This is a genomic window from Actibacterium sp. 188UL27-1, from assembly GCF_016901225.1.
Lineage (GTDB): Bacteria > Pseudomonadota > Alphaproteobacteria > Rhodobacterales > Rhodobacteraceae > 188UL27-1.
In genome coordinates this window covers 111,009-133,636 of the sequence record NZ_JAFEUL010000012.1, presented here as the reverse complement: position 1 = coordinate 133,636, position 22,628 = coordinate 111,009, and the positions used below count along the sequence as shown (strand labels likewise).

Here is a 22,628-nt window from a genome sequence, read left to right as displayed (position 1 = left end):
GTGTCCAACATCAATCAGCTGAGACGACGCGGCGCGGTCAGGCGCATTTCCAGCCGCTGGCAGATGCCGCTGTAAATCTCGATGTCGGTTGCGTTGTTGTGAAAAAATGCGGCGATGTCGTCCGCGTTTGGGGTCTGGTCTGGCGCATAGGCCGTTGGGTTGGCGTGCGGCACAATTTTCGGCGCGGGTTTGCCAAATTGATACGCCAGGTAGGCCAGGCATTCGGGAAGTCGCTCCAGCGTCCCGATAAACCAATATCGATCCAGCGCAGCTTCCCAATCGTCTTCCCCGCATTCGAAGTGGCGCTGCAGGCCCGCAGGCGCATTTCTGAGCCATTCACCGACCGCTTGGATTTCATAGGATTTGTCCTGATCTTTCCGACGCTCACGCTCAAAGTGATAGGTCGAAAGGCTCCGGCTGAGCGGATCGCGCACAAATGTAATCAGCCGCCATTTTTCGGGATCGGTGGTTTCTGGATACCGGATGCTCAGGGGCAGCGGATCGACGGAATAATGACCGCACAACAATTGATCTGGTCGCAAAGCTTGCAGATCCTGCTTGGGCGGCATCTGGAACCCCCAGCCCGCGCGGTAATCTTCGACCAGGTCAAACCACGTTCCCAACACGTCCTTTACCGTTGAGCCGCCGGTTTTTGGCAGGTGATGAAACACGTATTTCGCGGTGCAGGTGACCGGACCGGTCCGGCCAACAAGATTATCTCTCAACCACGTTTGAAGGGGCTCCTGATCGCGGCTGCGATTCAGGGCCCGGGTGACCATGCCGGACTGATCCTTTCGCTTGGTCAGATCTTTGACAAGCTCCCGTGCAAGCCGGACATATCCATCCACGGACCGGGTGATCATCTGGTCAAGGCCCAGGATCGTCAGCAGCCCTGCCCCCTGACGTTGCCTCACTGTCTGTCCGGCCAAGGCAACGACAGGTGTGCGGTGTCGCAGCGCGTCCGTCAAGGTGTGCAGATCGGCATGGTGGATGCCGGTCAGGTAGATATCGGCCACACCCCAAAGCTGCTCCAGCTCCAACTCCGACAGAGGGGGCAGGATGCAGATTTGCGATAGCGGTATTCCAGCTTCCGTGCAGGCCTGCTCGATCCTCGCCTCCAGGGCTGCAAAGGCTCGGATATGGGCCTTGCCGGGGGAAAACGGATTGATCACCAGCTTGGCCTGGGGGAGGTCCTTCAAAATCCTGATCCAGCTATCGACTGTTTCGGGGCCGATTTCCTTAGCAGTGACGGCATTGACCAGTATGACATCATCGGGTTGTGCGCCCACCTTGGGCCGGAAAAGTGCTGCATCTTTCGCGGCTGTTACCTTGAACGGTACGAGGTCCGTGGCAATACCCGCCTCCGGCGCAATCAGGACCCTTTCTGTGTAATCCACAGTCGCCGCAGGTGATGTGCATAGATGACCGACGATCATTTCATCAGTGGCGGATAACCCTGTTGTCGAACGACAATAGGGTGCCATGGCAATCTGACGGGGGGCAAGCCGGTGCGCCGCAATCTCCACTAACGGCAGATAGAAATAGCAGTCATCGGCTATTACCAGGATGTCCAGATCTGCCTTACGTATCTGCCTGACCGCAGCCGCAGTTGTATGGTTCGATAGATCGATGATCAACGAGGCGCCGGGTGCCTTGGCCTCGCCGGTGTCGGGTTCGGTCATGTACAGGAAAATGTCGGCACCGGATGGTTTGAGCGCGCCCAGCAGTGGCGCCAGCATCGTGGGATCATAACGGCGGACGAGGATGCCGATCCGCTGTTGCATGGGATGCGCGGTCAAAGGGCGCGCGCGGCGTCGGTGATGCAGGTTGTGACCCTCGCTCAGCAACCAGGCCTCGACGGCGCTGGCATAGGCTGCGACATGCGGTTTCAAGTCAATCGCGCTGAATAGCAACCGGTGCGCCTTGCATGTGCTGAGCATGGTATGCGCCATGGTGAAGAGGGGGCTGTTGCTGGGATATGCTGCAATGACACCGCGAAGCTCTTGCAACAGGCGCACCAAGTGACCTTGATGCAGCTTTAGCTCTTCTGCTGGTATGTCCACTCCTGGATCGGCGACCAAATAGGAGCCAATGACCGGCAAGTAGTCGGGTCCGACATCTGACAGATCCAGTATGTTGAGATCAGGAAGCGTCCGGTATGCAGGGCCGCAGAGCATGGCGAGGGCGATTTGACCCAGCCGTTCTGGCATCTCAGCGCTATCGGTCATCGTTTTTGGAGGAAGGATTGCCCCCAGTTCTGCAAGAATTTGCAAGCTATCTGCCGAAAGAAGATCGGGCAGGGCACTGGGAGCAATCCCGGGTATGGTCCGGATAAAGTCCTGCCGATGGACTTCAAGAACACATGCAGGCGCGATGCTCTCCAACGCGCTGCGCACCTTTTCCAGAAGCGATGCCAGCCCGGCTGACCGGGGCGGCGGCACGGAGCGCACTTCGTATTGCGGATGATCGGGTGGTGCCTCCAACCCGCGCAGGATTATGCCGCCATGGTTCAGCGTCTCGTCTGATGGCAGGTCGGGGTGGCGGATGGCAGCATTCAGACCGATCCGGATCTGGTATTCACCCGGCGGAGATTGGCCAGACAGCGACACGTTGATCACCGCACGGCTTGCCAAACGCACCGTTTGTTGCGGCACGTCATTGACCGTAACGCCGATCAACAGCTCACAGTCGGCGGCAAGCGGATCACAGGGTTCCAGATCCAGGGCAACACGACGTGAACCTCCAGATGGCGATAGAGTTAATTCTGCCGTCGGGCCATGCATGATGACCTCGTGATCGCTGGGGCCGGTCCAGCCATCCCCAAGAAATCGGCGTAGTCCCCCGGGGGTGTTTTCGTTCGCCCGTTGCCCTGCCAAAAGCAATCCAACATGGTTCCGGTCAAGGGCCCCGCCCGGTTGCCATCCAATTCTGTGGATGTGCAGGATTTCGTTGTCAAAGAAGTCATCCGCCCGAAAAGTGAACACCAACTCAATCGGATCCGGTCCCGATATCTGCGGTGCCAGAAGTTCGATCTGACACTGACCTGAGGGTCCGACCGTGCCGTCCCAAACGATCTGATCACCTGCAAGCACGACCAAGGTCCCCGGTACTTGCCGTTCTGAGACCTGGATATTCAGGCAGAAGGGTGGGTTTAGCGCTGGTTTTGCCAAGCTTAAGGCTTCGCCGGGACCAATCAGTGTTTCGTCGACCAAGGGTGCACCATCGACGGACCGGATCGCACCTTTCAGATCCGCTGGCCCAACGGTAGAGGAAACCGGCACAACGGCATCGACAAGGCGGCCATGATCCGAAGCAACACAGATGTCGTGGATCGTCAGCCGCACCGAGGGTCGAAAAATGCTCTGCAGACTTGCCGACCAGTGTCCCGCAACCTCCGACACGGCGAATGTCAGCAGGTCACCTTGCAACGTGAAACCGGACTGCGCAGGCAGCCGAAAGACTACGTCCTGTCGCCCCTCCAAAAGGAACTCCCCCAATGGGGCGCCATTGTGTAGCACCCGGAGCAGGACATCACGGTTGTCGGGTGGCTCAACATCTAATCTGACGATAGCAGGCCCCGGACCTTTGCGCCGGAAGATGAGTGTCCCGCTGCCGTGGTGCAGATCACAGCTGTTATTTTCGTAATCCCTGGTCCATTCAGGGCCATCAAGGATCTGCCAGATGGCCAGATCGTCTGTGATGTAGATATCGCCAAAAGGGGTCCGCGGGCTGACATGTGAATAAAGTTGTTCCGCCAGTCGGCGCCCCACCAGCGTGGCAAATATCTGTTGGACAAGCACCGGGCGCTTGGCGCGGTCCCGGATCCACCGACGCAACGTTTCACTGCGCGGTACCGTAATCCGGAGGAAGACCAGGCACAAAGCAAACCGAAACGGGGTGCGGGGCGCACCCAGCCTCAGTGCCTGGGACAAAAACTGGGACAGGCTGGCGCGGTCGTATTGGATTGCATCGGAACTCAGCCGTGTCCGGATCGCGGCCGTCAACAGCTTGGCGCGATCCGCAGTTGAAAGCCTGGTTTTCGATCGGTCGCAGAGGGTGATCAAATCCAGCCCAGCCTGCGAAGCGTGGCGCAAACCGATATGCACCTCCGCAACGGTCTGTCCGCCCGTGCGGAAATAATTGTTGTGGCCATGGATGCGATACTGACCCAGCGTTTGTCTGATGTGCCGGATCGGTGCGCGATGGACCGCCGCGCGGATCAACAACGCGTCTGCACAAATGCGCCACTGCTGTGTCGGCAGCGGGAAGGCCCATGCCACGGCCGCCCGGCAAAAGGCGTTCCCGCTGGTTGGCATGAATGGCAGCGTCAATTCGTTCAGCAGGGTCTGCTGTAGATCCCGGTCGGGTATTTCCATCGGGTAGTGTCCCGAACTACGCCCAGCCGCATCCACAAGATCCAGTTGAAAAGACAGTGCCGAGATACCGGTGTTCCACAATTGTTTGATGGTTTTAACGGCGTGCGGCATCAACAGATCGTCGGCATCCAGAAAGACGACGATCTCGCCAGTCGCCGCTTGAAACCCCGCGTTAAAGGCTGCTGCCTGTCCGCCATTGCCTTGGGTTATGAGGTGCAAATCCCGGGTATCAGCCAGAATGTCGAGGCTGGCATCTGTCGATCCATCATCGACAACGACGACCTGGTCAGCTGGCTGTATCTGTGCCCGGACGGAGGCAAGGCAGGCTTTCAGGAAATGACCGTAGTTGTAGTTGGTCACGATGATCGAAAGCGTCGGCTGACACGGTGCCGATATTTCGCCCGATGCGATGTCGTTGCCGCCCATCAGCACTGGGACATGACAGTTTGGTTGACCGCGTCCCGGTGTCCCTGCGCCAAGATGTTGTATTGCGAAGGAGCCTGCGAGAAATCACGAGGGATCGACGATGGCCATGCGCTTTTCGTCTCCACGTTTAAGACCGCAAGAGAACCTTGCTGGAATTCAGCACCTGTGCGACCTCCTGAAAATGGGCCCGCCGTTTCACAGAATTTCCCGCCGACCGCAAAAGACGCGTACTTGCCTCATCCACAATGGCGCGGGCTGCCGCGTTGGTCTGTTGCAACTTCGGCTCCTGCACAGCGCGGAAACTGCGGCCACGTGAGGATTGACGCGGCGCTGTGGTTGACTGCTGCACCACGGCGCGTGGTTTGGTGGTATCTCTGTTGGAGCGCACCAGACGGCTCAGGTCGCGCGCTGCCCGGGCAATTGTTTTTTGAACCGGGGCATATTCGCCTGTCTTGGGAAGGTCTTGGGCGATCCGCTCAAATTCGCTGCGCAGACAGTCGAGTTTGTAAATGTCGGGTACGCCGCTGCATCTGTCTGAGGACTCCTCAACTGCCCGGAGGATCAGCAGGGTATTTTGTTGTGACAACGGCGCGGATGCAGACACGATCTTGGGTGTGATATCGCGATCTGTGCCGCCGCCGCTATAGCCGTCGGACACGCCTTTGGTTGACCGGGTGATCCTTGCATGTTGTGGGGGAATGCCCAATTGCAATTGGATCTGAACTGGCACGCCATGAAGCGCTTCAATAGACAGGCTATCGATCACCTCCCTTGGCAGACGGCTCAGCTCACCGGCGGGCAATGACAACAAAACATGCGGCACCAAGGGACTGTCTGGATAGGCCCGTAGAAACCGGATCGCTACGCCTGCGTCGCGGGAGGCTCTTACCTGCTGATACAGAGACCGCTCGCCGACCTCTACGGACGGTGATGCTATCATGGGTTGGTCGCCCAATGCCCGGTCGGCAAAGCCGCCAGCCAGGGGAGCTGTTCCTAGCGCAGCACCAACGACAAGCCGCTTTCCCAGCAATCTGGATTTCGTATGTTTCGCCATGAAATCCTCCACCCAGGATGCCGTTGGAAAAGCTCTAGCAGACCGAATGGTGCGATTGCAAACGCAGTTATACGGCCCTTCTAATCCCGCCGCTGATGTGCCCTAGCGGTCGATATCGAACGTCTTGTTAACCGATGGGCTCATGCCGCGCGCAATGCCCAGTGTCGAGTTGAAGCGTTGGTAACCGAGGGCGCTTTGCTCGCGAATTTGTGACACCTGAACATACCCCTACGATTTGTTTTGGCTGGTTTGACGCCCACACATCCTGCTTCCATTTTACGCCGCCGGTGCCTTGGCAAAGGGCAGGTGACCGGTCTTGCTCCACACCTTCGCGCCGTCCTTCCCGGCCAAAGCCGTCAGCGGCTGACCGTCCGGCAAACGCAGCCATGAGCCCTTTCGCAATCTGTCCTCACCTTCCGTAATCGTACCGTCGATGACCAGAAGTTCGACACCGCCGGGCTCCTGAAGCGTCAGTGTCGCGCCTGCATCAACTTGACTGTAGCGGACGGTTTCACAAACATCTTGATGCAAAATAGTCTGGGCGACCCCGTCCCGCGTGGCGTCAAGTTCGGCTGCTATATCCTTGCGAAACTGGGTGCGGTCCTCCAGATCGAACTGCCATAGCTTAACGAAAATCGTGCAGCCCGACGCCGATCCAGGCGTATGGGCCGATGTCGGCGGATTACGCACATAGGTGCCGGTGGGGAAGTCACCATGTTCGTCCTGAAAGGTTCCGTCCAGAACGATGAATTCCTCACCTCCCGTGTGGGTATGCTCAGAAAAATGGCTGCCGGGTGCATACCGGACAATGCTCGTGGCGCGGGCAACCTCGCCACCGATCCGGTCCAGCATCCGGCGATCCACCCCCTTAATCGGAGAGGCTTGCCAATCCAGTTGATCGGAATGAACAATCACACGGGCCGAAAAGTCCGCATTCAGTTCCATGGGTTTGGCTCCTTTGATCTAGGCCGCAATGGACGGGCGGGCGGCAACTCGGCTCCGCCAATTGCGCAAATGGGATAGGTTTTCGGGAATTTCCACCTTGGCAAGATCTGCAAATGCAAGTCCGGCAAATGCCGTGATATCGGCGACCGAGAATGCGTCGCCCGCCAGATAATCCTGTTTCGCCAGAACATCATCCAGATAGACCATCATCTCGCCTGCGACCTCTTTCTGCCGATTGCCCCATTCCGCACATTGATCCGTTTCCAGCGTTGGTCCCAGGCCTGGTGTCGCATGGTGAAAATAGGCACTCACCGCGTTTAGCAGGCCGTTTTCGGCACGCAGGTTCATCATGGTGATCCGTGCGCGCGCGACCGGAGTGTCGCCGGTCAGGGACGGCCCGTCAAAGGACGCGTCGATATATTCGGTAATCGCGGTGCATTGCGAAATATGAGAGCCATCATCCAGTTCCAGACACGGTACCGCAGCATCTGGGTTTTTGGCGCGAAACTCCGCGCTGCGATGCTCACCGTTCATCACATCAACTGGAATGAATTCCACCTGATCCAGCGCGCCCTTTTCAGCCAACGCGATCCGCACGCGTGCTGGGTTGGGAAAGCCTTCGACATCATAAATTTTCATGGCTAATCGCTCCTTCTGATTCGATAGTATGAAAATATACCTACTATTAGGTAGATTTTTGAACAACCATCAATTAGTGCCATGCTTTGCTTCAAAGAGGGTTTTCGGAACTGTTCTTCCCTACGACTATCCGGAAACACATCGGGGGCACCCGTGGTGCCCCCAAATCAGGTTTCACAGCTTTCAATCTCACTCCGTCGGCGTGGCGGGCTTGCTGTCTTCGGTCAGCGCCGCCGCGGTGATCCCGGTCAGGCCGTCTTCAAGGTTGATCCCAACCTCTTCACCCAGCTTCTTCAGGGCGGGCAATTGAACCGCCATGGCACCAATCGCGTCAACAGCTTGCCCAACTGGGGAACTGCTCGTCGATGTCCCGCCAGCGCCAGGCGCAACACCATTCAGGCCGGTCACTTGGTGGATCTTGATCGATTCGATCTTTTCTGCAGGGCGGACCATCTCGGCAACGATGTTGGGCAGCGTGGTCAAACGGGCCATTTGCACCTTCATGGCCACGATTTCCTGCGACAAGGCGTTTTCCGCGTCCACAATCGCGCGCTGACCCTCAGCTTCCGCCAACTTGTCCGCCTTTTTCGCATCGGCCTTGATCTTCAGCGCATCCGCTGCCGCTGTGGCTTCTTCCCGAACGGCTTCGGCCTGGTCTGCGGCGGCTTCGCGTCCCGCCTTGGCTTGCAGCCGGATCCGGGTCGCCTGTTGTTCCGCCTCGCGTTGGGCTTCGATGATGGCGATTTTCTTGGACCGCTCCGCCTCTGCCAATTGCCGCATGCCGACGGTGTTAAAGGCGTTTTCTCATCAAGGCTTTCAAATAGTGTCTGGTCCAGGCCAGTCAGTGACACGCTTTCCAACTCCAGACCGTTCTTCAGCAGGTCTTCGGATACGGTGTTCTGCACCTCTTGCACAAATTCCGACCGGTTTTCGTGCAATTCATCCATGCTCATCTTGGCGGCCACAGCCCGCGGGCCATCGATCAACTTGCTTCGATCAATTCACGCAACTGGTCGACATCAAAGGTCCGGTCGCCCAAGGTCTGTGCCGCGCGGGAAATCCGGCCTTCGGTGGCGTTGACCGAGATGTAGAATTCCACACCCACACCCACATCCACCTGCATCCGGTCCCGTGTGATTAGGGACGCATCGTTCGTGCGCGACACTTCGAGGCGCAGCGTCTTCATGTTGACCGGACGCACTTCATGCAACGACGGGATCACGATTGTACCGCCATCGATGATCACCTTGCGACCGCCGGATCCGGTTTTGACACGGCTCACTTCCCGGGTCGCACGGCGATAAAGGCGCGCCATGACGATCCCAATAAACACCAGAAAGGCGATAACGATCCCGACAGGTATCAGAATGGATATGAGAAGCTCAGACGTTGATTACTCCTGGTTTGAAATTGATGGTGTAAGCTCGGAAACAGGGACAAGGCGCGGCGGCCCCCTTTGATCTTCAACAGCAGGACCTCAGTCCCCTGGGGCAGTTCGTCTTTCGGGTCGAGTGGCTCTGCAATGGTGTAATGGGAATTGCCGTGTCCATCCCGAAAACGCACCTGCGCGGGCTTACCCTGGCGTGCCGTCCCCACCGTGACCACACCGCGGCCCCGGTCAGTTGGGACACATCCATCTGGAGGAAGTGACCGATCAGGGCAAAACCGGTTAGCAGACCCGCCAGCCAGATCGTCGCCGGGACCTGCCTCAGACCCAGCCAACTTAGCAAACCACCCCCGGCACCCGGTGTAGTCGTGTCTGTCTCGGGTCCGATGGCAGCTTCCCCGGCCGCTGACAAATCCAGCATTTCAAGGGTGATGGGGTTGTCACCGCTCACATCAATGTCGGTCAGGTCAATGTCGCCGGCATCGAGTTAAAGATCGACATCCATATCGCCGTCGCTGCTGCCCAATACACTCAAGTCAAGCACAATGGCGAAGGAAATCTCAAACGGGCGCATGCCCGGATCTGCCAGTAACGCACCAATCGTCATTTCGTCCTCGAAAATAACCCATTATGTCATATAATGCATTTTTTATGCGAGATATGGCTTTGATAGCAAATAATGTATCAGTTAATGAAGAAATTCACGATTTGAAGAGCACCCCTTGATAAAACGTCAACAAATCGCCGCGGCCCGGATGTTATTGACCTGGACCCGGTCGGAGCTTGCAAATGCTGCGGGAATCTCCCTTCGGACATTGGCCCGTTTCGAAAGCGGTGAGGGTGATATCACCGCCACCAAGCTCGAAAAGCTGGAAGAGGCACTCTTGTCGGAAGGCATCGAATTCCTGGATGGCGGGGTCGCTTTGCAGCGCCTTAAGCGTACCCGTCCGACGCCTGACTAACCGCGCCAAACCGGGTTTGACGGCGATACATCCCTGCCGTTCCCCGCAGTGTTCCAGAAACCAATCGCAATGATACGATCCCACGCCGGTCCCGTTCTCGACAGACCGGGTGTTCCCGCCGTGCGAACGGTGCTTTACTCCGGCCAGACCAACGCCCGCCGGGCAAAAGGATCGCGCGTTCCATGACCATTCGCTTTTTCTCTGATCGCGACCGCCCGGTCCATATGGGCCGCTACCCGATCGAACGTCTGGCCCGCCAAGCCAGCACAAAACTCGATGCGGTGCCGCCCCCGCCGCATCTGTCCTTTGATCGAACCGATGCGCCGCAATCCATCGTCAACGCCATGCGCGAACACCAGGCGATGCTCGATGCGATCCGCGACGGGCTTGTCAATCGCGCTGTCGCCGAAGCCCCCACCGACCCGGCCGAACGCGCCAACCACCTAAAGGCGTTTGGCTATTTCTGCGATGCCGCCGCCATGGGCACCTGCCTGTTGCCCGCTCAGGCGCTCCTGGACCACCCCCGCGCCAACCCCGATGTCGCCCGGCTTGCCCATGATCTGAAGACACGCCAGACCAAGACACTCGCCTCGGGCATCGACCTCATCATGGCTGATCTCAAGGAATCGATGGAGGCGCCGCCCACCACTATCACCGGCCACAGCCACGCCCTGGTCCTCCTCTACGAGAACCCGCGCGACCCAATGCCAGACGAACCTGGCACCGCCTGGATCACGGATGCCCAGGCCCATCGCGCCGCGCTCCTTGCCTCGGAAACCGCTGTGGTCCTAGCCAACTACCTGCGCGTCCTTGGCCACCCGGCCCGCGCCCATACGGCCACCAGCACCGATATCGATCTCAACCGCCTAGCCGTCGCCGCAGGTCTCGCCACGGTCGAAAACGGCCAGCTGACGCACCCCTATATCGGCACCCGCTTCGGCCTTGCCGCCGTCACGACGACGTTCGACATGGCGCCGGATCAACCGCTCAAACCGACCCAACCCAAATCTGCCCACGGCCTCGCCTGGCAGTTTGGCACCAAAACCGCAAAGAACGCCTTCAACTACATTCCGTTCGCAAAACGCCGCTTCGTCGATGGGGCCCACCCGTTCGAAACCCTCAAACGGGTCGACCAGCCCACCACCTATATCGACGAGGCGCGCGTTGCCCGCGTCCCCAAACGCACCGACATGTTCGCCCGCGCCCAGTTCGGCGATATGGGAAAAACCCTCCAGGATGGCGCCAAAGGCGGGCATTACGTGCGAAAGGCTGCGCCGTCCACCGCGCAACGCCGCGCCCTGGGCGCCTTCGTACTGCTCCAGGACGGCACACCCGCCTCCGAAAAAATCAAGCTCGACCCGGCAGAGGCCGCAAACCTGATCAAGGCCACCAGCTATTTCCTGGGCGTCGACGCAGTTGGCATCTCCCGCTGCCCCGACTGGGCCTGGTATTCCCACGACGCGACTGGCGCGCCCATCGACCCGTCTCACGATCAGGCCATCAGCATGATCATCGACCAAGGCTATGACACGATGGAGGGGTCATCCGGCGACGATTGGATCGCCGTTGCCCAATCCATGCGCGCCTATTTGCGCTTTTCCCTGCTGGGCGGCGTCATTGCCAAACAGATCCGCAACCTCGGCTACAGCGCCAAGGCGCACACCGTGATGGATGGTGAGGTTTTGCAACCCCCGCTCCTCCTGCTGTCCGGTCTGGGGGAGGTCAGCCGCATTGGCGAGGTTATCCTCAACCCCTTCCTCGGCCCGCGCCTGAAATCCGGCGCAGTCACCACCGATCTGCCTCTGGCCCATGACAAGCCCATCGATTTCGGCCTCCAGACCTTTTGTAATTCCTGCAACAAATGCGCCCGCGAATGCCCGTCCGGCGCCATCACCGCCGGACCGAAACTGATGTTCAACGGCTACGAGATCTGGAAATCCGACAGCCAGAAATGCGCGACCTACCGGATCACGACCGAAGGCGGCGCGATGTGTGGCCGCTGCATGAAGACCTGCCCCTGGAACCTCGAAGGCGTGTTCAAGGAAAAACCCTTTCGCTGGGCTGCGATGAACCTGCCCAAAGCCGCGCCGCTGCTCGCCCGTCTTGATGATGCGGTTGGCAATGGCAGCCTCAACCCGATCAAGAAATGGTGGTGGGATCTGGAACTGACCGATGGCGGCGGCTACCGCCCCACTACCAAGCCGGTGAATGCCCGCACGCTCCAAACTGATCTCGACCTGAAATACGTCGATCAAACGCTGGCCGTTTATCCCGCCAACCTCGCCCCGCATCCCCATCCCTATCCGTTCCCCATGGACCGCGAGGCCGGGATCGAGGCGTATCAGGCCATGGTCACGGCAGAGGAATATCAGGCCCGCCTGGCCACGGGTGAGACCGATCACATCACCCATCTCTACCGCCAGGACGTCGACAGCCCCGTCCTGCGCGTTGAAATCACCCGGGCCGAGGCTATGGCCGATGGGGTCACCAAATACGAATTCAGCGCGCTCGATGGCAGTGACCTGCCCCAGTGGCAGGCGGGCGCGCATCTGGATATCGTCGTAGCACCGGAATTCCTAAGACAATATTCCATGAGCGGCGACCCCGCCGACCGCACCAAATATCAGATCGGTGTTCTGCGGGAGGAGGACGGGCGCGGTGGCTCAAAACTCCTCCACCAGATCTTTGCAGAGGGCCGCAAGATCTTTGTTTCAAAACCCATCAACCATTTCTCGCTGGCCCCGGATGCGACTCAGACCCTGTTGATGGGTGGCGGCATCGGCATCACTCCGATGATCGCCATGGCCCATGAACTGCACCGCCTGGGCAAACCGTTCCAGATGCACTATTCCGGTCGCGCCCGCGCGCAAATGGGGTTCCTTGCTGACCTCGCGGATATGCCTTGGTCCGACCGTGTCGCGCTTCACATCTCTGGCGAAGGTGGGCGCGCTGATCTGGATCACCTCCTCAGCGATTACCAGTCCGGCCAGCACGTCTATACGTGCGGCCCCGACCTGTATATGGACGCTGTGATCCAGGCCGCTGAACGGGCCGGTTTTCCCGAAGATGCCCGGCACCTGGAATACTTCTCGGTCCCGGAAACGCCGGACTACGAAAACCATCCCTTCACTCTGACGCTGGTCAAGTCGGGCCGGTCCTTCACGGTGCCTGTCAACAAATCCGCCTCTGACGTGCTGCTGGAAAATGGCATCGCCATCGATGTCAAATGCGCCGACGGTCTGTGCGGTGTCTGCAAATGCGGTCTGGTTTCAGGCGAGGTCGAACACCGCGATTTCGTTCTGTCAAAATCCCAGCGATCGGAGGCCATCATCCTTTGCCAATCCCGCGCGGCCCAGGCGGGTGGCTGCATCGAAATCGATCTCTAGACAGCCGTTTGGGCGCGTTCGAAAGCTGAATGAAAGCCTACAGCACCGCGCGGCGCGTATGCATGGGATATGTATGGTTTGTGCATCTGATCTGCATGGCCGGTGACAGCGCCAATCAGAACTCCGCATAGGCGGGCAGGGACCAGTCAAACGGAAAGGCCCACACCACGATCAGCCATCCGATAACGCCCAAAACATAGGTCATCGTCTGCGGATCGCGCAGGATGGTGATCAGTTTTGAGGGTAGTTTTGGATCATCTGCCAACGGTCATACTCCAAACAGGCTCAGCAGATAGGCGACTGCCGATCCGATATCAGGGCTCAGGGCAAAGCTAGATAAAACAGCGACATAGGTCATGGTAAACACCCATCCCGCCCCGTTCTGAACGGCTCGGATCGCCAGGGGGCTTGGGTCTACCGGCCTGGGTTGCTTGGCCTTGCGCTGTTTAAGATACATGTTCAGCGCCAGCCCTGCACCATGGCCGATCCCCCACAGGAAGTAGGGCAGGGCCAGCCGGTGCCATAGCCCCACAATGACAAAGGCCATAAAGATGGCAAGCGTCGGTTTGCCATAGCTCCGCACCAGGGGCTTGAACAGGTAAGTCCCTATAAACGCTCCTAAACTCAGGTGCCAACGTTGCCAGAACTCTTGAATGGATCGCGCCAGGAACGGGTAGCGAAAGTTCTCTGGCAGCTTGATCCCGAATAACAGGGCCGTGCCAATCGCGATCTCGGAATAGCCCGTGAAATCAAGGTATAGCGTCAGAAATTTCTGGTAAGTGATGATCCAGACAGCTGCTGTGCCATCCGGTGCAACACCTGCCCAGCCAACGGCATCGGCGCCCGCTACCGCGTTGCGAAACACAAAGAAAACCGCCGCACCCCACCCGATCCGCGCTATCCCTGTCAAGGCAGCCTGGCCCTCCAACCGCGCGGCAGGTTTGCGAAACGGGGTTGATCCGGTGATTGGGCCCGCGACGAAACTTCCAAAGAAAACCAATGACATGACGGCTTGCAGCGGGGAGGGCGCATTCCCGTCGATGATCTCTCGCGTGATGATGAAACTGCGGATCGCCGTATAGCTGAGCCCCAGCAACGCAAAACCGCGGATACCCGCAACATCCACCGCGCGCGGGCCCAGGAGCCCGCTAATGACCAGATCCACCGGGATAACTTCGACCAGCAGCAACGGCAGAAACAGGCCCCACGATATCATTTTGAGCCGACGTTTATCCGCCTTTGCACCAACCGCTAACGCAAAGACCGCAACCAAAACCCCAAAGCCTGTCACTGCGATCAGGATGAACGGGCTTAGCGCCCATAGCAGCACAACCGACACCACCGCCAGAAAGACCTGGCGCATCGCCGCCCAAGCAGCGGGCATCGCCCAATAGACCGGAACCGAAAGGCCCAACAGCCAGATTAAAAAGGAAAATTCGGCAATCATCCGTCCAGGTCAACACCCAGAGACTGCAACTCGTCCGCAAGCCAATTGGCAAAAACGGCTCCGCCTTGAAGGTTGAGATGGGCATTGTCGTAATAACCGTTGCGCGAGAGAACCTTCCGAACTTCGGGTGACGGGATCAGCAATGGTGCGTCGAACCGGTCGGCGAATGCCGGGGCCAGATCAGAATCCACAGGAACATCGATCCCGGGCAAAAAGAAGAAGATCGGGACGAAATTATGGGCATCGCCCAAGGCCACCATATCCTCGATGGTGGCATGGTCGAAGGCACGAACGGGATCGGTAATATAGCCCAGCGGCGCGGGGTCGTCCCAGCTTGCAAATGTTGCGCGATACTGGTCGATCTTCTGGCGCCGCAGCGCGCGCTGCTTGTCGGTCAGGCCGCTATCATCGCGCGATGTTTTCAAGGCGCAGATCTGGGCGCGGGAGGCATCGATTGAGCTATCATGCTGAAAAAGACGCGGAAAAATCCGCTTTTTCCGCAATAGCGCCAGCGTGTCGCTGATCCGATTGGCCGTCAGTGTCATGAGGTCGGAGATGGCAAGGGCGGTGTTTGGCGCATCTGTAAATGCCCGCTGTGCCTGATCGTTGAAGGACGTTCCCAGCGCATAGGAGCCCCGTGCGGGGCCCATGGACAGCCCAAGTATCGGCGGTTCAGTCGCCGGATCGATCTTGCGCTCTTCTTTCTCCATCTCCGAAGACCGGGCAATCACCTCGAACAAGACAAGATCCAGATCCTGTTTGCGGGCCAGTGACGCGATCACCCCATAATCATAGCCGAGTGCGACACTTGAATGGGCAAGGTTGGCGATCTGAGACCGTTCAAGATCCAGAGCATTCGCCAGATCGCCGGGATCAATCGCCTCCCGCGCGCGGGACGAGCCGATCGCGATCACCCGGGTTTCAGCGGGGAGTTGGGTTTGCATGTGATATTGGCAAGCATTGCTGCTGGGCAGGATTGCGGCACGGGCATAATGGGACTGCGACAGCGCAAAGACGCCACAGGATCCCGCAAAGGCAGCAACCAGGCAAAGCCGCATCGCCCAAAGCTGCCAATTTGACGGCCGTTCAGTCACGCGGAGCTATCCCGTTGGGTGGTCGATTGCGTCAAGGGTAACATCCCCGCCGACCGCGCGGCGCGTTAAGCTGCGACCATGAAGCCGACGATGGTTTTGACGCGATAATCGTCAAAGGTTTCCGTTACTTGCTCCAGCTTGGAGCCATGCACATCCTCAAGCTCGAACATGAATGTCATCAGGTCGAGCGAGTCCAACACGCCATCATCTACCAGATGACTGTCCATGGTCACCTTGTCGGACGCGCCAGGTGACGCGATATCCAAGGCTGTTTTCACGTTCTTGAACGCTGTTGTTTCGGCTTCAGTCATCATTCGCTCCGCTAAAAGTAAGTACGCCGGTGGCCCAGGACAGACCGACACCAAACCCTGAAATCAACACTCGGCTTCGGCTATCAAGTTTACCTTGTGCCAGCAACTGTTCGACTAGCAGGGGAATGGTTGAAGACACGGTGTTTCCGTAGGTCGCTATATTTTTCAGCACCTTCTCACCGGGTATGCGCGAACGGCGCGCGAGTGAGTCCAGCATGTATTCAGACCCTTGGTGCAGTGCGAACCAGTCGATGTCGTCAAGCGTCAGGTCCGCCTTTGTCAGGCTGTTGGCGATGCTGCTGGGGATCGTGGCGTTCACAAAGTTAAAGACCGCGCGACCTTCCATGATCAGTCGATGCGCGTCCCGGTCGCCGGTTTGCAGGCCGTCACCTGTGTCGAGTGCGACCAGCGGTGCCGCGGCTCCACCCGCATCAATGCGGATCGCATCGCCGCCACCGCCATCGGTGCCGAAGTCGAGGCCCGAGAGGGCGCTGCGTGTACCAGATCGCGTGACCAGCGTTGCTGTGGCAGCGTCACCGAAAACAGCGTTCGTGGCTTTGTCTTCTGGCGCCATGATCCGCGAATAGGGATCGCAGGTGACCAGTAGGGCATTTTCGATGCCGTGGGCCTGCAAGAACGCCTCGGTCACCGACAATCCGTAAACGAAACCGGAACAACCCAGGGACAGATCGAAACTGGCGACCGTTTTCGGCAGGCCCAGCGCATGGGCCAGACCGGCGGCATTGTTTGGCAACCGGCGATCCGGGTTCTGCGTGACGAAAACGAGCAAGCCGATATCAGCGGCCGTCAGATCCGTCTGTGTGAACAGTTTGGTGCAGGCTGCATCGGCAAGCCCGATCCCGGTCTCTCCCGGCCCCATGATATAGCGCCCGGCGACGCCGACCTTGGTCCGGACAAATTCAACGTCAGCGTCGCATTGGGCGGCGATCTCTTCCACGGTCTGGTGGAGCGCGGGGACAGCGGATGCAACCGCCTCAAGCGACATTGGTAAAGTCCTGCGATTTGAAGGCAAAGGATACCACAGCCTCAAACCCATGGCCGCTGGTTCCGTTGAAGTGAACCAACTGCATGGTCTGGTATTCGCCGTCCTGACCCATCAACCGATTATAGGTGATCTTCAACGTGCCATCCGGTGCCGGGAAATGGGCCATCTGCAGGTCGGCGCGCCGCAGACCCGTGAACCAGATATCGGTCACGTCCCCGGCAAGGGTCTGGTGCCGTTCCTTTATGGTTTGGATCAGCGCAACCAGAACGTCTTCGCCGGTTTTCAGCCCGGCCAGTTCGTATTCCGCATCCAGTGGATGGTTGCCTGCGCCATTGATCAGGCTCCATTTGCAACCGGCCGGGATATCGCCGCGGGGGGCAATGCCGGGCTGTTTTTCAAAGCTGACATTGATCTGCGTACCGTCGGCATCTGCAAACTGCGCGCGTCCAATCGCATCGGTCGGAGGTGTGTCCGACGGCCCCAATACAGTCATGGCGACCCCATGATCCGTTATGTTCTGAAACACTGCTTGCCTGAGCGCAACGTCGCCGGATGAAGAGAGGGCTTCAGCCGCACGCGCCAGCATCTGTGTGCCTTGAACATAACTGCGAGAGCCGTTCAGCACGACAGTCAAAGGGGTCGATATCATCTCGTCCGCCCTGCATTTTTCATCCCCCTCGTCGCTTTAATGGGGCTGGATGGGCAGGGCAACTGGCTTTGTCCCTCAGATGGAGCCATTGGCGTATTTCCCCAATTCTGGGGGTCAGATCCGCCCGACCTGCCCGGTTGTTGCGCCGGGAACGAGACGAAAGCCGATATCGTGGACATCCTGAGTGGGGGTGCCATCAAGGGAGGCGAGCAGAACCTCGGCCGCGACTTGGCCGAGTTTCAAGTGGGAGACATGGACCGTCGTGACGCGGTAGGGCAGGATTGACAGGATTGGAAGGTCGCCCCAACCGGCAATGGCGATATCGCCAGGGACGGACAGGTTGCGCGCGGCGCAATAGTGGATGCCGCCCACGGCCATGTTGTCATTCTGGTAGAAGATTGCCTCGATCTCGGCGCCCGATGACAGGAGTTGTTCAGTTCCGTAGTAGCCGGGGTAAAAGCCGGGGACGTCATGTAGGCACAGGTGGCGGGTCACTTGCCCGTCCGCATCCTGGACCGCCTTTGTGAAGCCGTTCATGCGGGCCGTCGCGGCGTTGGCCGTGTCATGGGACGTGCCAACATAGCCCAACTTGCGGTAGCCCAGACCGGTCAGATATCGGCCCATATCATAGCCGCTGTCGAAATGGTTCACCCCCACGCACAGGTCAATGGGGGAGGAGTTGAGGTCCCAGATTTCGACCACCGGAACGCCCGCGCCCTTGAGCATGACCAGAGATTTTGGCGTATGGGAGCGACCGGTCAGGATCAGCCCGGCAGGTTGCCATGACAGGACCGTTTCGATCCAGCTTTCCTCTTGGTCCAGCGCGTGTTGCGTCAGGCCCAGGACGCTTTGATGCGAAAAGGCGCCGAGTTTCCGGTCGATGCCTTCCAACACCATGCCGAACACTTCATTGCCCAGATCGGGGATCGATACACCGACGAAGGTAGATTTCTTGTCGCCCGCAAAAACGGTCGCAAGACGGTTGGGCAAGTAACCCAACCGTTCGACCTGGGCCATAACCTTGTCGCGGGTCGATTCCGAAAAGCCGCCTTCATCACGTAGAACGCGGCTGGCGGTCATTTTTGACACGCCAGCAGCCTTGGCGACCTCAGCCAGGCTTACCTTGTTGTTTTTCAAAGGGTTAACCCTTCGTCCTGCATTGATGTTACCCGTAACGTTTTTCTATTGACAGGTTTTGATCTCGTCCCAATGATAGGCGGACGTTACGGGTAACTCAATATCTCACCGGGAGGAATGTGGGGTAGTATGAGCCGTGACGCTGGGAGGATACGTGAACCAACACCTGCAAAACGGGCTGTTTTTCGACGCGATCGAAAAGCACTTTGGCGGCACTTACGCGCTGAAATCGGTCTCGCTGGCCGTGGCGCGGGGGGAGATTGTCGCGCTGCTGGGTGAGAATGGCGCGGGCAAGTCGACCCTGATCAAGGTGTTGGGCGGGATCCATCGGCCCGATGGTGGGCAGGTTCTGATCGACGGAGCACCTTATGAGCATCGCCCCAGCGGATTTGGCGAGCGCCAGAAGGTGGCGTTCATCCACCAGGATCTTGGCCTGATCGAATGGATGACGGTGGCGGAGAATATCGCGCTCGCCTTGGGTTATGCCAAGGGTGCCGGTTTGATCCAATGGCGCAAGGTTGATGCCTTTGCGCGCGAGGCGCTGGACAAGGTGGGGTGCGATTTTGATCCGACGACGCGGGTTCAGGATCTGCCGCGGACCGAGAAATCACTGGTTGCTATCGCCCGGTCCCTGGCCGTTGAGGCGGATTTTCTGGTGCTGGATGAGCCCACGGCGTCGTTGCCCGCGGATGAGGTCGAGCGGTTGTTTACGGCGCTCCGGCCTTTGCGGGAAAAGGGCGTGGGGATGATCTATGTCTCGCACCGGTTGGATGAAATCTTTCAGATCGCTGATCGGGTCGCCGTGTTACGCGACGGCCAGATGGTTGGCGTGCGCAGCATCGATCACACCACACCCGAAGAGTTGGTGAATATGATCGTGGGTCGCAAAACCCGCGAGGTGCTGAAGCCTGCCCAAGAATTGGGTGATAAAGTATTGAGCGTGCAAAACCTTTATGCGGGGCAGGCCGGGCCGATCAGTTTCGATCTGCATCGTAACGAGATTGTGGGGCTGGTCGGGTTGCGTGGCGCCGGGCATGAAAGCGTGTCGCGCGCCCTGTTCGGGGCCGCCCCCTTCGACGGTAAGATCTTGTTGCAGGGCAAGGCTCCAGACCTGACCAACCCACAAACAGCCTTGAGGGCGGGCATTGGCTTGGTCGCCCGTGACCGGACGGAAGAATCTGTCGCCATGAATTTGAGCATCCGGGAAAACACGTTTCTAAATCCGGCGGCGGTGGGGCGTGGGGCGTTGTCGTTCAAATCGTCCGGGGCGGAAGTGGACGAAGCCGTGGCGATCGGCCGGGACGTGGCGCTAAGCCCCAATGACCCGACCCTGGCGATTGAGGCCCTGTCGGGTGGCAACCAGCAAAAGGTCGTGATCGGGCGGTGGCTGGCGACGGGTCGCAAGCTATTGATTTGCGAGGACCCGACGGCGGGCGTCGATGTCGGCGCCAAGGCCGAGATCTATGCCCTGCTCAATGCGGCCCTCGCGCGCGGCGTCGCGATTATGGTCGTGTCGACGGATTTCGAGGAAGTGGCCGCCATCTGTCACCGCGCCATCGTTTTCAGCCAAGGCCAGATCGTGGATGAACTGACCGGCACCGGTCTGACCACCGAAAATCTGATCCAGACGGCATCGGCCGGGAACCATGGATCGGCAAAGGAACGCATCAATGCAATCACTTGAATCCAACGCACTGGAGCCAACCCGGGCCGAGATGCAAAAGCTGAGCACCGGGGCGCGATTGCTGCGCCTGCTGCCGGTTTATGGGCTGGTGATCCTGACGGTTTTCCTGATTATCCTGTTCTCGGTCCTGCTGCCGAATACGTTCCCGACATTGCTGAACTTGCGGGCCATCATCTCGGACAAAGCCATTATCGCGCTGCTTTCACTGGGCGCGATGATCCCCATGGCGGCGGGGCGGATCGACCTGACCGTAGGCTATGGCATTGTGCTATGGCACATTTTGGCGATCTCGTTGCAGACGATGCTGGGGCTGCCTTGGCCGCTGGCGGTGGCGATTGTGATCCTGCTTGGTGCGCTGTCGGGCTTTCTGAATGGCCTGCTGGTTGAGGTCGCCAAGATCGACAGCTTCATCGCGACGCTCGGCACGGGTACTGTCCTTTATGCGCTGGCCCTTTGGCACACTGGCGGGCGGCAGATGGTCGGTGTGCTGCCTGAGGGGTTCTTTGCCCTGAACGGCACGTTCGTTCTTGGCCTGCCGATTACCGGCTTTTACGTGCTGGCGATCACCATCGCCATGTGGCTGATCTTTGAATACACGCCCATCGGCCGGTACCTTTACGCCATCGGCGCGAACCAGCGCGCGGCAGAGCTGAATGGCATACCAACCCGAAAATACGTGATCGGGGCGTTCATGTGTTCGGGCACTTTGACGGCGATCACCGGCGTCTTGTTGGCCTCAAAATTGCGGATCGGTCAGGCCTCGGTCGGGCTGGAGTTTCTGTTGCCCGCACTTGTGGGCGCGTTTCTGGGATCGACCACCATCAAACCGGGACGGGTGAATGTCTTTGGCACGGTGGTGGGCGTGGCCATCCTGGCAGTGGGCATCTCGGGCATCCAACAGTTTGGCGGGGCCTTCTGGGTGGAGCCCATGTTCAACGGCGTGACCCTGCTAATTGCCATTGGCATCGCGGGCTATGCCCAACGGCGCAAGGCCGCCGCACCGAAATAAGAAGCATAAGGGAGGAAACTATGCTGAGACGATCATTCCTGTGGGCCGCGATAGCGTCGCTTGGCCTTGGCGCGCCGGTCAGTGCCGATGCTGTGGCCGATGCAATGGCGGCGGTTCAGAAACATGCGGGCCAGAAAACCGCCTGGGACGGCCCAACCGACGGGCCTGCCGCGGCGGAAGGCAAGACCATCGTCGTGTTGGCCGGTGACATGAAAAACGGCGGCATCTTGGGCGTGACCCGCGGCGTGGAAGAGGCCGTGGGGGCCATCGGCTGGGACGTTCGCGTGCTGGACGGTGCAGGTTCGATCCAGGGGCGGACAGCGGCCTTCGGTCAGGCTTTGGCACTGAAGCCCGACGGGATCATCATCAACGGCTTTGATGCCGTGGAACAGCAGGCCGCATTGGGTCAGGCCAAGGCATCCGGCATTCCCATGGTCAGTTGGCATGCCGGACCGGTCATTGGACCGGATGCGGAGATTGGTCTCTTTACCAATGTGTCCACCGACGCGATGGAGGTTTCCGCCGCCGCTGCCCAATGGGCCTTTGCCGATGCGGGTGGGGCGCCGGGCGTCGTGATTTTCACTGACAGCACTTATGCGATTGCCATCGCCAAGGCCGACCGGATCAAGGAAGAGATCGAGAAACTGGGCGGCACCGTCCTGGAATATGTCGACACGCCCATCGCTGACACGTCCAGTCGTATGCCAACGCTGACCACAGCCCTGTTGCAGCGCCACGGTGCGGCCTGGACCCACTCTCTGGCCATCAACGACATCTACTTTGATTTCATGGGGCCGTCCCTGGCCGCAGCGGGCATTGCCGGAGATTCTAAGCCAAAGGCCGTGGCCGCAGGCGACGGATCCGAAAGCGCCTATCAGCGGATCCGGGCAGGTCAGTACCAGTCGGTGACCGTGGCGGAGCCCTTGAACCTGCAAGGTTGGCAGTTGGTCGATGAGCTGAACCGCGCCATTCAGGGCGTGGAGTGGTCGGGCTACACCTCCCCCCTGCATGTCGTGACGGCTGACAATATCAGCTTTGATGGTGGCGATGATAACATCTTCGACCCCGGCAATGGATACCGTGACGCGTATCGCAAGATTTGGGGTAAGTAAGGTC

General features: G+C 59.1%; 17 protein-coding genes and 2 pseudogenes. 5 read left to right on the top strand and 14 right to left on the bottom strand.

Annotated features, from left to right (window positions below; genetic code table 11):
* Positions 1-14 precede the first annotated feature (14 nt).
* The 7 genes and pseudogenes from IU397_RS15765 to IU397_RS23945 all read right to left on the bottom strand — a co-directional run.
* Positions 15-4,802, bottom strand: coding sequence for a glycosyltransferase (locus tag IU397_RS15765; protein WP_204415576.1), 4,788 nt, complete (start codon positions 4,800-4,802; stop codon positions 15-17).
* A gap of 127 nt (positions 4,803-4,929) precedes the next feature.
* Positions 4,930-5,856 (bottom strand): hypothetical protein, encoded by a 927-nt coding sequence (locus IU397_RS15760; RefSeq protein ID WP_204415574.1) that lies wholly within the window; start codon positions 5,854-5,856, stop codon positions 4,930-4,932.
* 276 nt (positions 5,857-6,132) lie between these two features.
* Positions 6,133-6,801, bottom strand: coding sequence for a cupin domain-containing protein (locus IU397_RS15755; RefSeq protein ID WP_204415572.1), 669 nt, complete (start codon positions 6,799-6,801; stop codon positions 6,133-6,135).
* Between the two features lie 18 nt (positions 6,802-6,819).
* Positions 6,820-7,440, bottom strand: coding sequence for a glutathione S-transferase family protein (locus tag IU397_RS15750; RefSeq protein ID WP_204415570.1), 621 nt, complete (start codon positions 7,438-7,440; stop codon positions 6,820-6,822).
* 189 nt (positions 7,441-7,629) lie between these two features.
* Positions 7,630-8,755 (bottom strand): annotated as a pseudogene (locus IU397_RS15745) (flotillin family protein).
* Between the two features lie 47 nt (positions 8,756-8,802).
* A complete protein-coding gene (locus IU397_RS23950) occupies positions 8,803-9,045 on the bottom strand; it encodes an OB-fold-containig protein (RefSeq protein ID WP_370541702.1) in 243 nt (80 codons plus the stop codon).
* A gap of 11 nt (positions 9,046-9,056) precedes the next feature.
* Positions 9,057-9,248 (bottom strand): annotated as a pseudogene (locus IU397_RS23945) (hypothetical protein); the annotation flags it as partial.
* A 301-nt stretch (positions 9,249-9,549) separates the two neighbouring features.
* Here IU397_RS23945 and IU397_RS15735 point away from each other — a divergent pair.
* Together IU397_RS15735 and IU397_RS15730 are read left to right on the top strand one after the other, a co-directional pair.
* On the top strand, positions 9,550-9,789 hold the full coding sequence (locus IU397_RS15735; protein ID WP_204415568.1) for a helix-turn-helix domain-containing protein: 240 nt from the start codon (positions 9,550-9,552) through the stop codon (positions 9,787-9,789).
* Between the two features lie 182 nt (positions 9,790-9,971).
* Positions 9,972-13,175 carry a reductive dehalogenase gene (locus IU397_RS15730; RefSeq protein WP_204415566.1) on the top strand — a complete coding sequence of 1,068 codons (3,204 nt, stop codon included), beginning with the start codon at positions 9,972-9,974 and terminating at the stop codon, positions 13,173-13,175.
* A gap of 115 nt (positions 13,176-13,290) precedes the next feature.
* Here IU397_RS15730 and IU397_RS15725 read toward each other — a convergent pair whose 3' ends face one another.
* The 7 genes from IU397_RS15725 to IU397_RS15695 all read right to left on the bottom strand — a co-directional run bounded on the left by IU397_RS15725 (position 13,291) and on the right by IU397_RS15695 (position 18,819).
* The gene (locus IU397_RS15725) at positions 13,291-13,440 is read right to left on the bottom strand and encodes a hypothetical protein (protein ID WP_204415558.1); all 150 of its coding nucleotides are present in this window, start codon (positions 13,438-13,440) and stop codon (positions 13,291-13,293) included.
* Between the two features lie 3 nt (positions 13,441-13,443).
* Complete coding sequence (locus IU397_RS15720) at positions 13,444-14,622, bottom strand: MBOAT family O-acyltransferase (RefSeq protein WP_204415556.1); 1,179 nt, start codon at positions 14,620-14,622, stop codon at positions 13,444-13,446.
* Positions 14,619-15,716, bottom strand: coding sequence for a hypothetical protein (locus IU397_RS15715; protein WP_204415554.1), 1,098 nt, complete (start codon positions 15,714-15,716; stop codon positions 14,619-14,621). Before IU397_RS15715 ends, IU397_RS15720 begins: the two co-directional genes overlap by 4 nt.
* Before the next feature lie 65 nt (positions 15,717-15,781).
* On the bottom strand, positions 15,782-16,027 hold the full coding sequence (locus tag IU397_RS15710) for a hypothetical protein (protein WP_204415552.1): 246 nt from the start codon (positions 16,025-16,027) through the stop codon (positions 15,782-15,784).
* Positions 16,020-17,033, bottom strand: a complete 1,014-nt coding sequence (locus IU397_RS15705) for a ketoacyl-ACP synthase III (protein WP_204415550.1) — start codon at positions 17,031-17,033, stop codon at positions 16,020-16,022. Before IU397_RS15705 ends, IU397_RS15710 begins: the two co-directional genes overlap by 8 nt.
* Complete coding sequence (locus IU397_RS15700) at positions 17,023-17,682, bottom strand: hypothetical protein (protein WP_204415549.1); 660 nt, start codon at positions 17,680-17,682, stop codon at positions 17,023-17,025. The genes IU397_RS15705 and IU397_RS15700 overlap by 11 nt, the downstream gene beginning before the upstream one ends.
* Positions 17,683-17,796: 114 nt before the next feature.
* Positions 17,797-18,819: a LacI family DNA-binding transcriptional regulator gene (locus IU397_RS15695; protein WP_239479842.1), complete on the bottom strand. Its 1,023-nt coding sequence runs from the start codon at positions 18,817-18,819 to the stop codon at positions 17,797-17,799.
* A 154-nt stretch (positions 18,820-18,973) separates the two neighbouring features.
* On the opposite strand from IU397_RS15695, the gene IU397_RS15690 reads away from it, so the two are divergent.
* From IU397_RS15690 to IU397_RS15680, 3 genes are read left to right on the top strand one after another with little or no spacing between them, the layout of a single operon-like run.
* Positions 18,974-20,503, top strand: a complete 1,530-nt coding sequence (locus tag IU397_RS15690) for a sugar ABC transporter ATP-binding protein (protein ID WP_204415547.1) — start codon at positions 18,974-18,976, stop codon at positions 20,501-20,503.
* Positions 20,490-21,512, top strand: a complete 1,023-nt coding sequence (locus IU397_RS15685; protein WP_204415545.1) for an ABC transporter permease — start codon at positions 20,490-20,492, stop codon at positions 21,510-21,512. Before IU397_RS15690 ends, IU397_RS15685 begins: the two co-directional genes overlap by 14 nt.
* 20 nt (positions 21,513-21,532) lie before the next feature.
* A complete protein-coding gene (locus tag IU397_RS15680; RefSeq protein ID WP_204415543.1) occupies positions 21,533-22,624 on the top strand; it encodes a substrate-binding domain-containing protein in 1,092 nt (363 codons plus the stop codon).
* Positions 22,625-22,628: the final 4 nt, after the last annotated feature.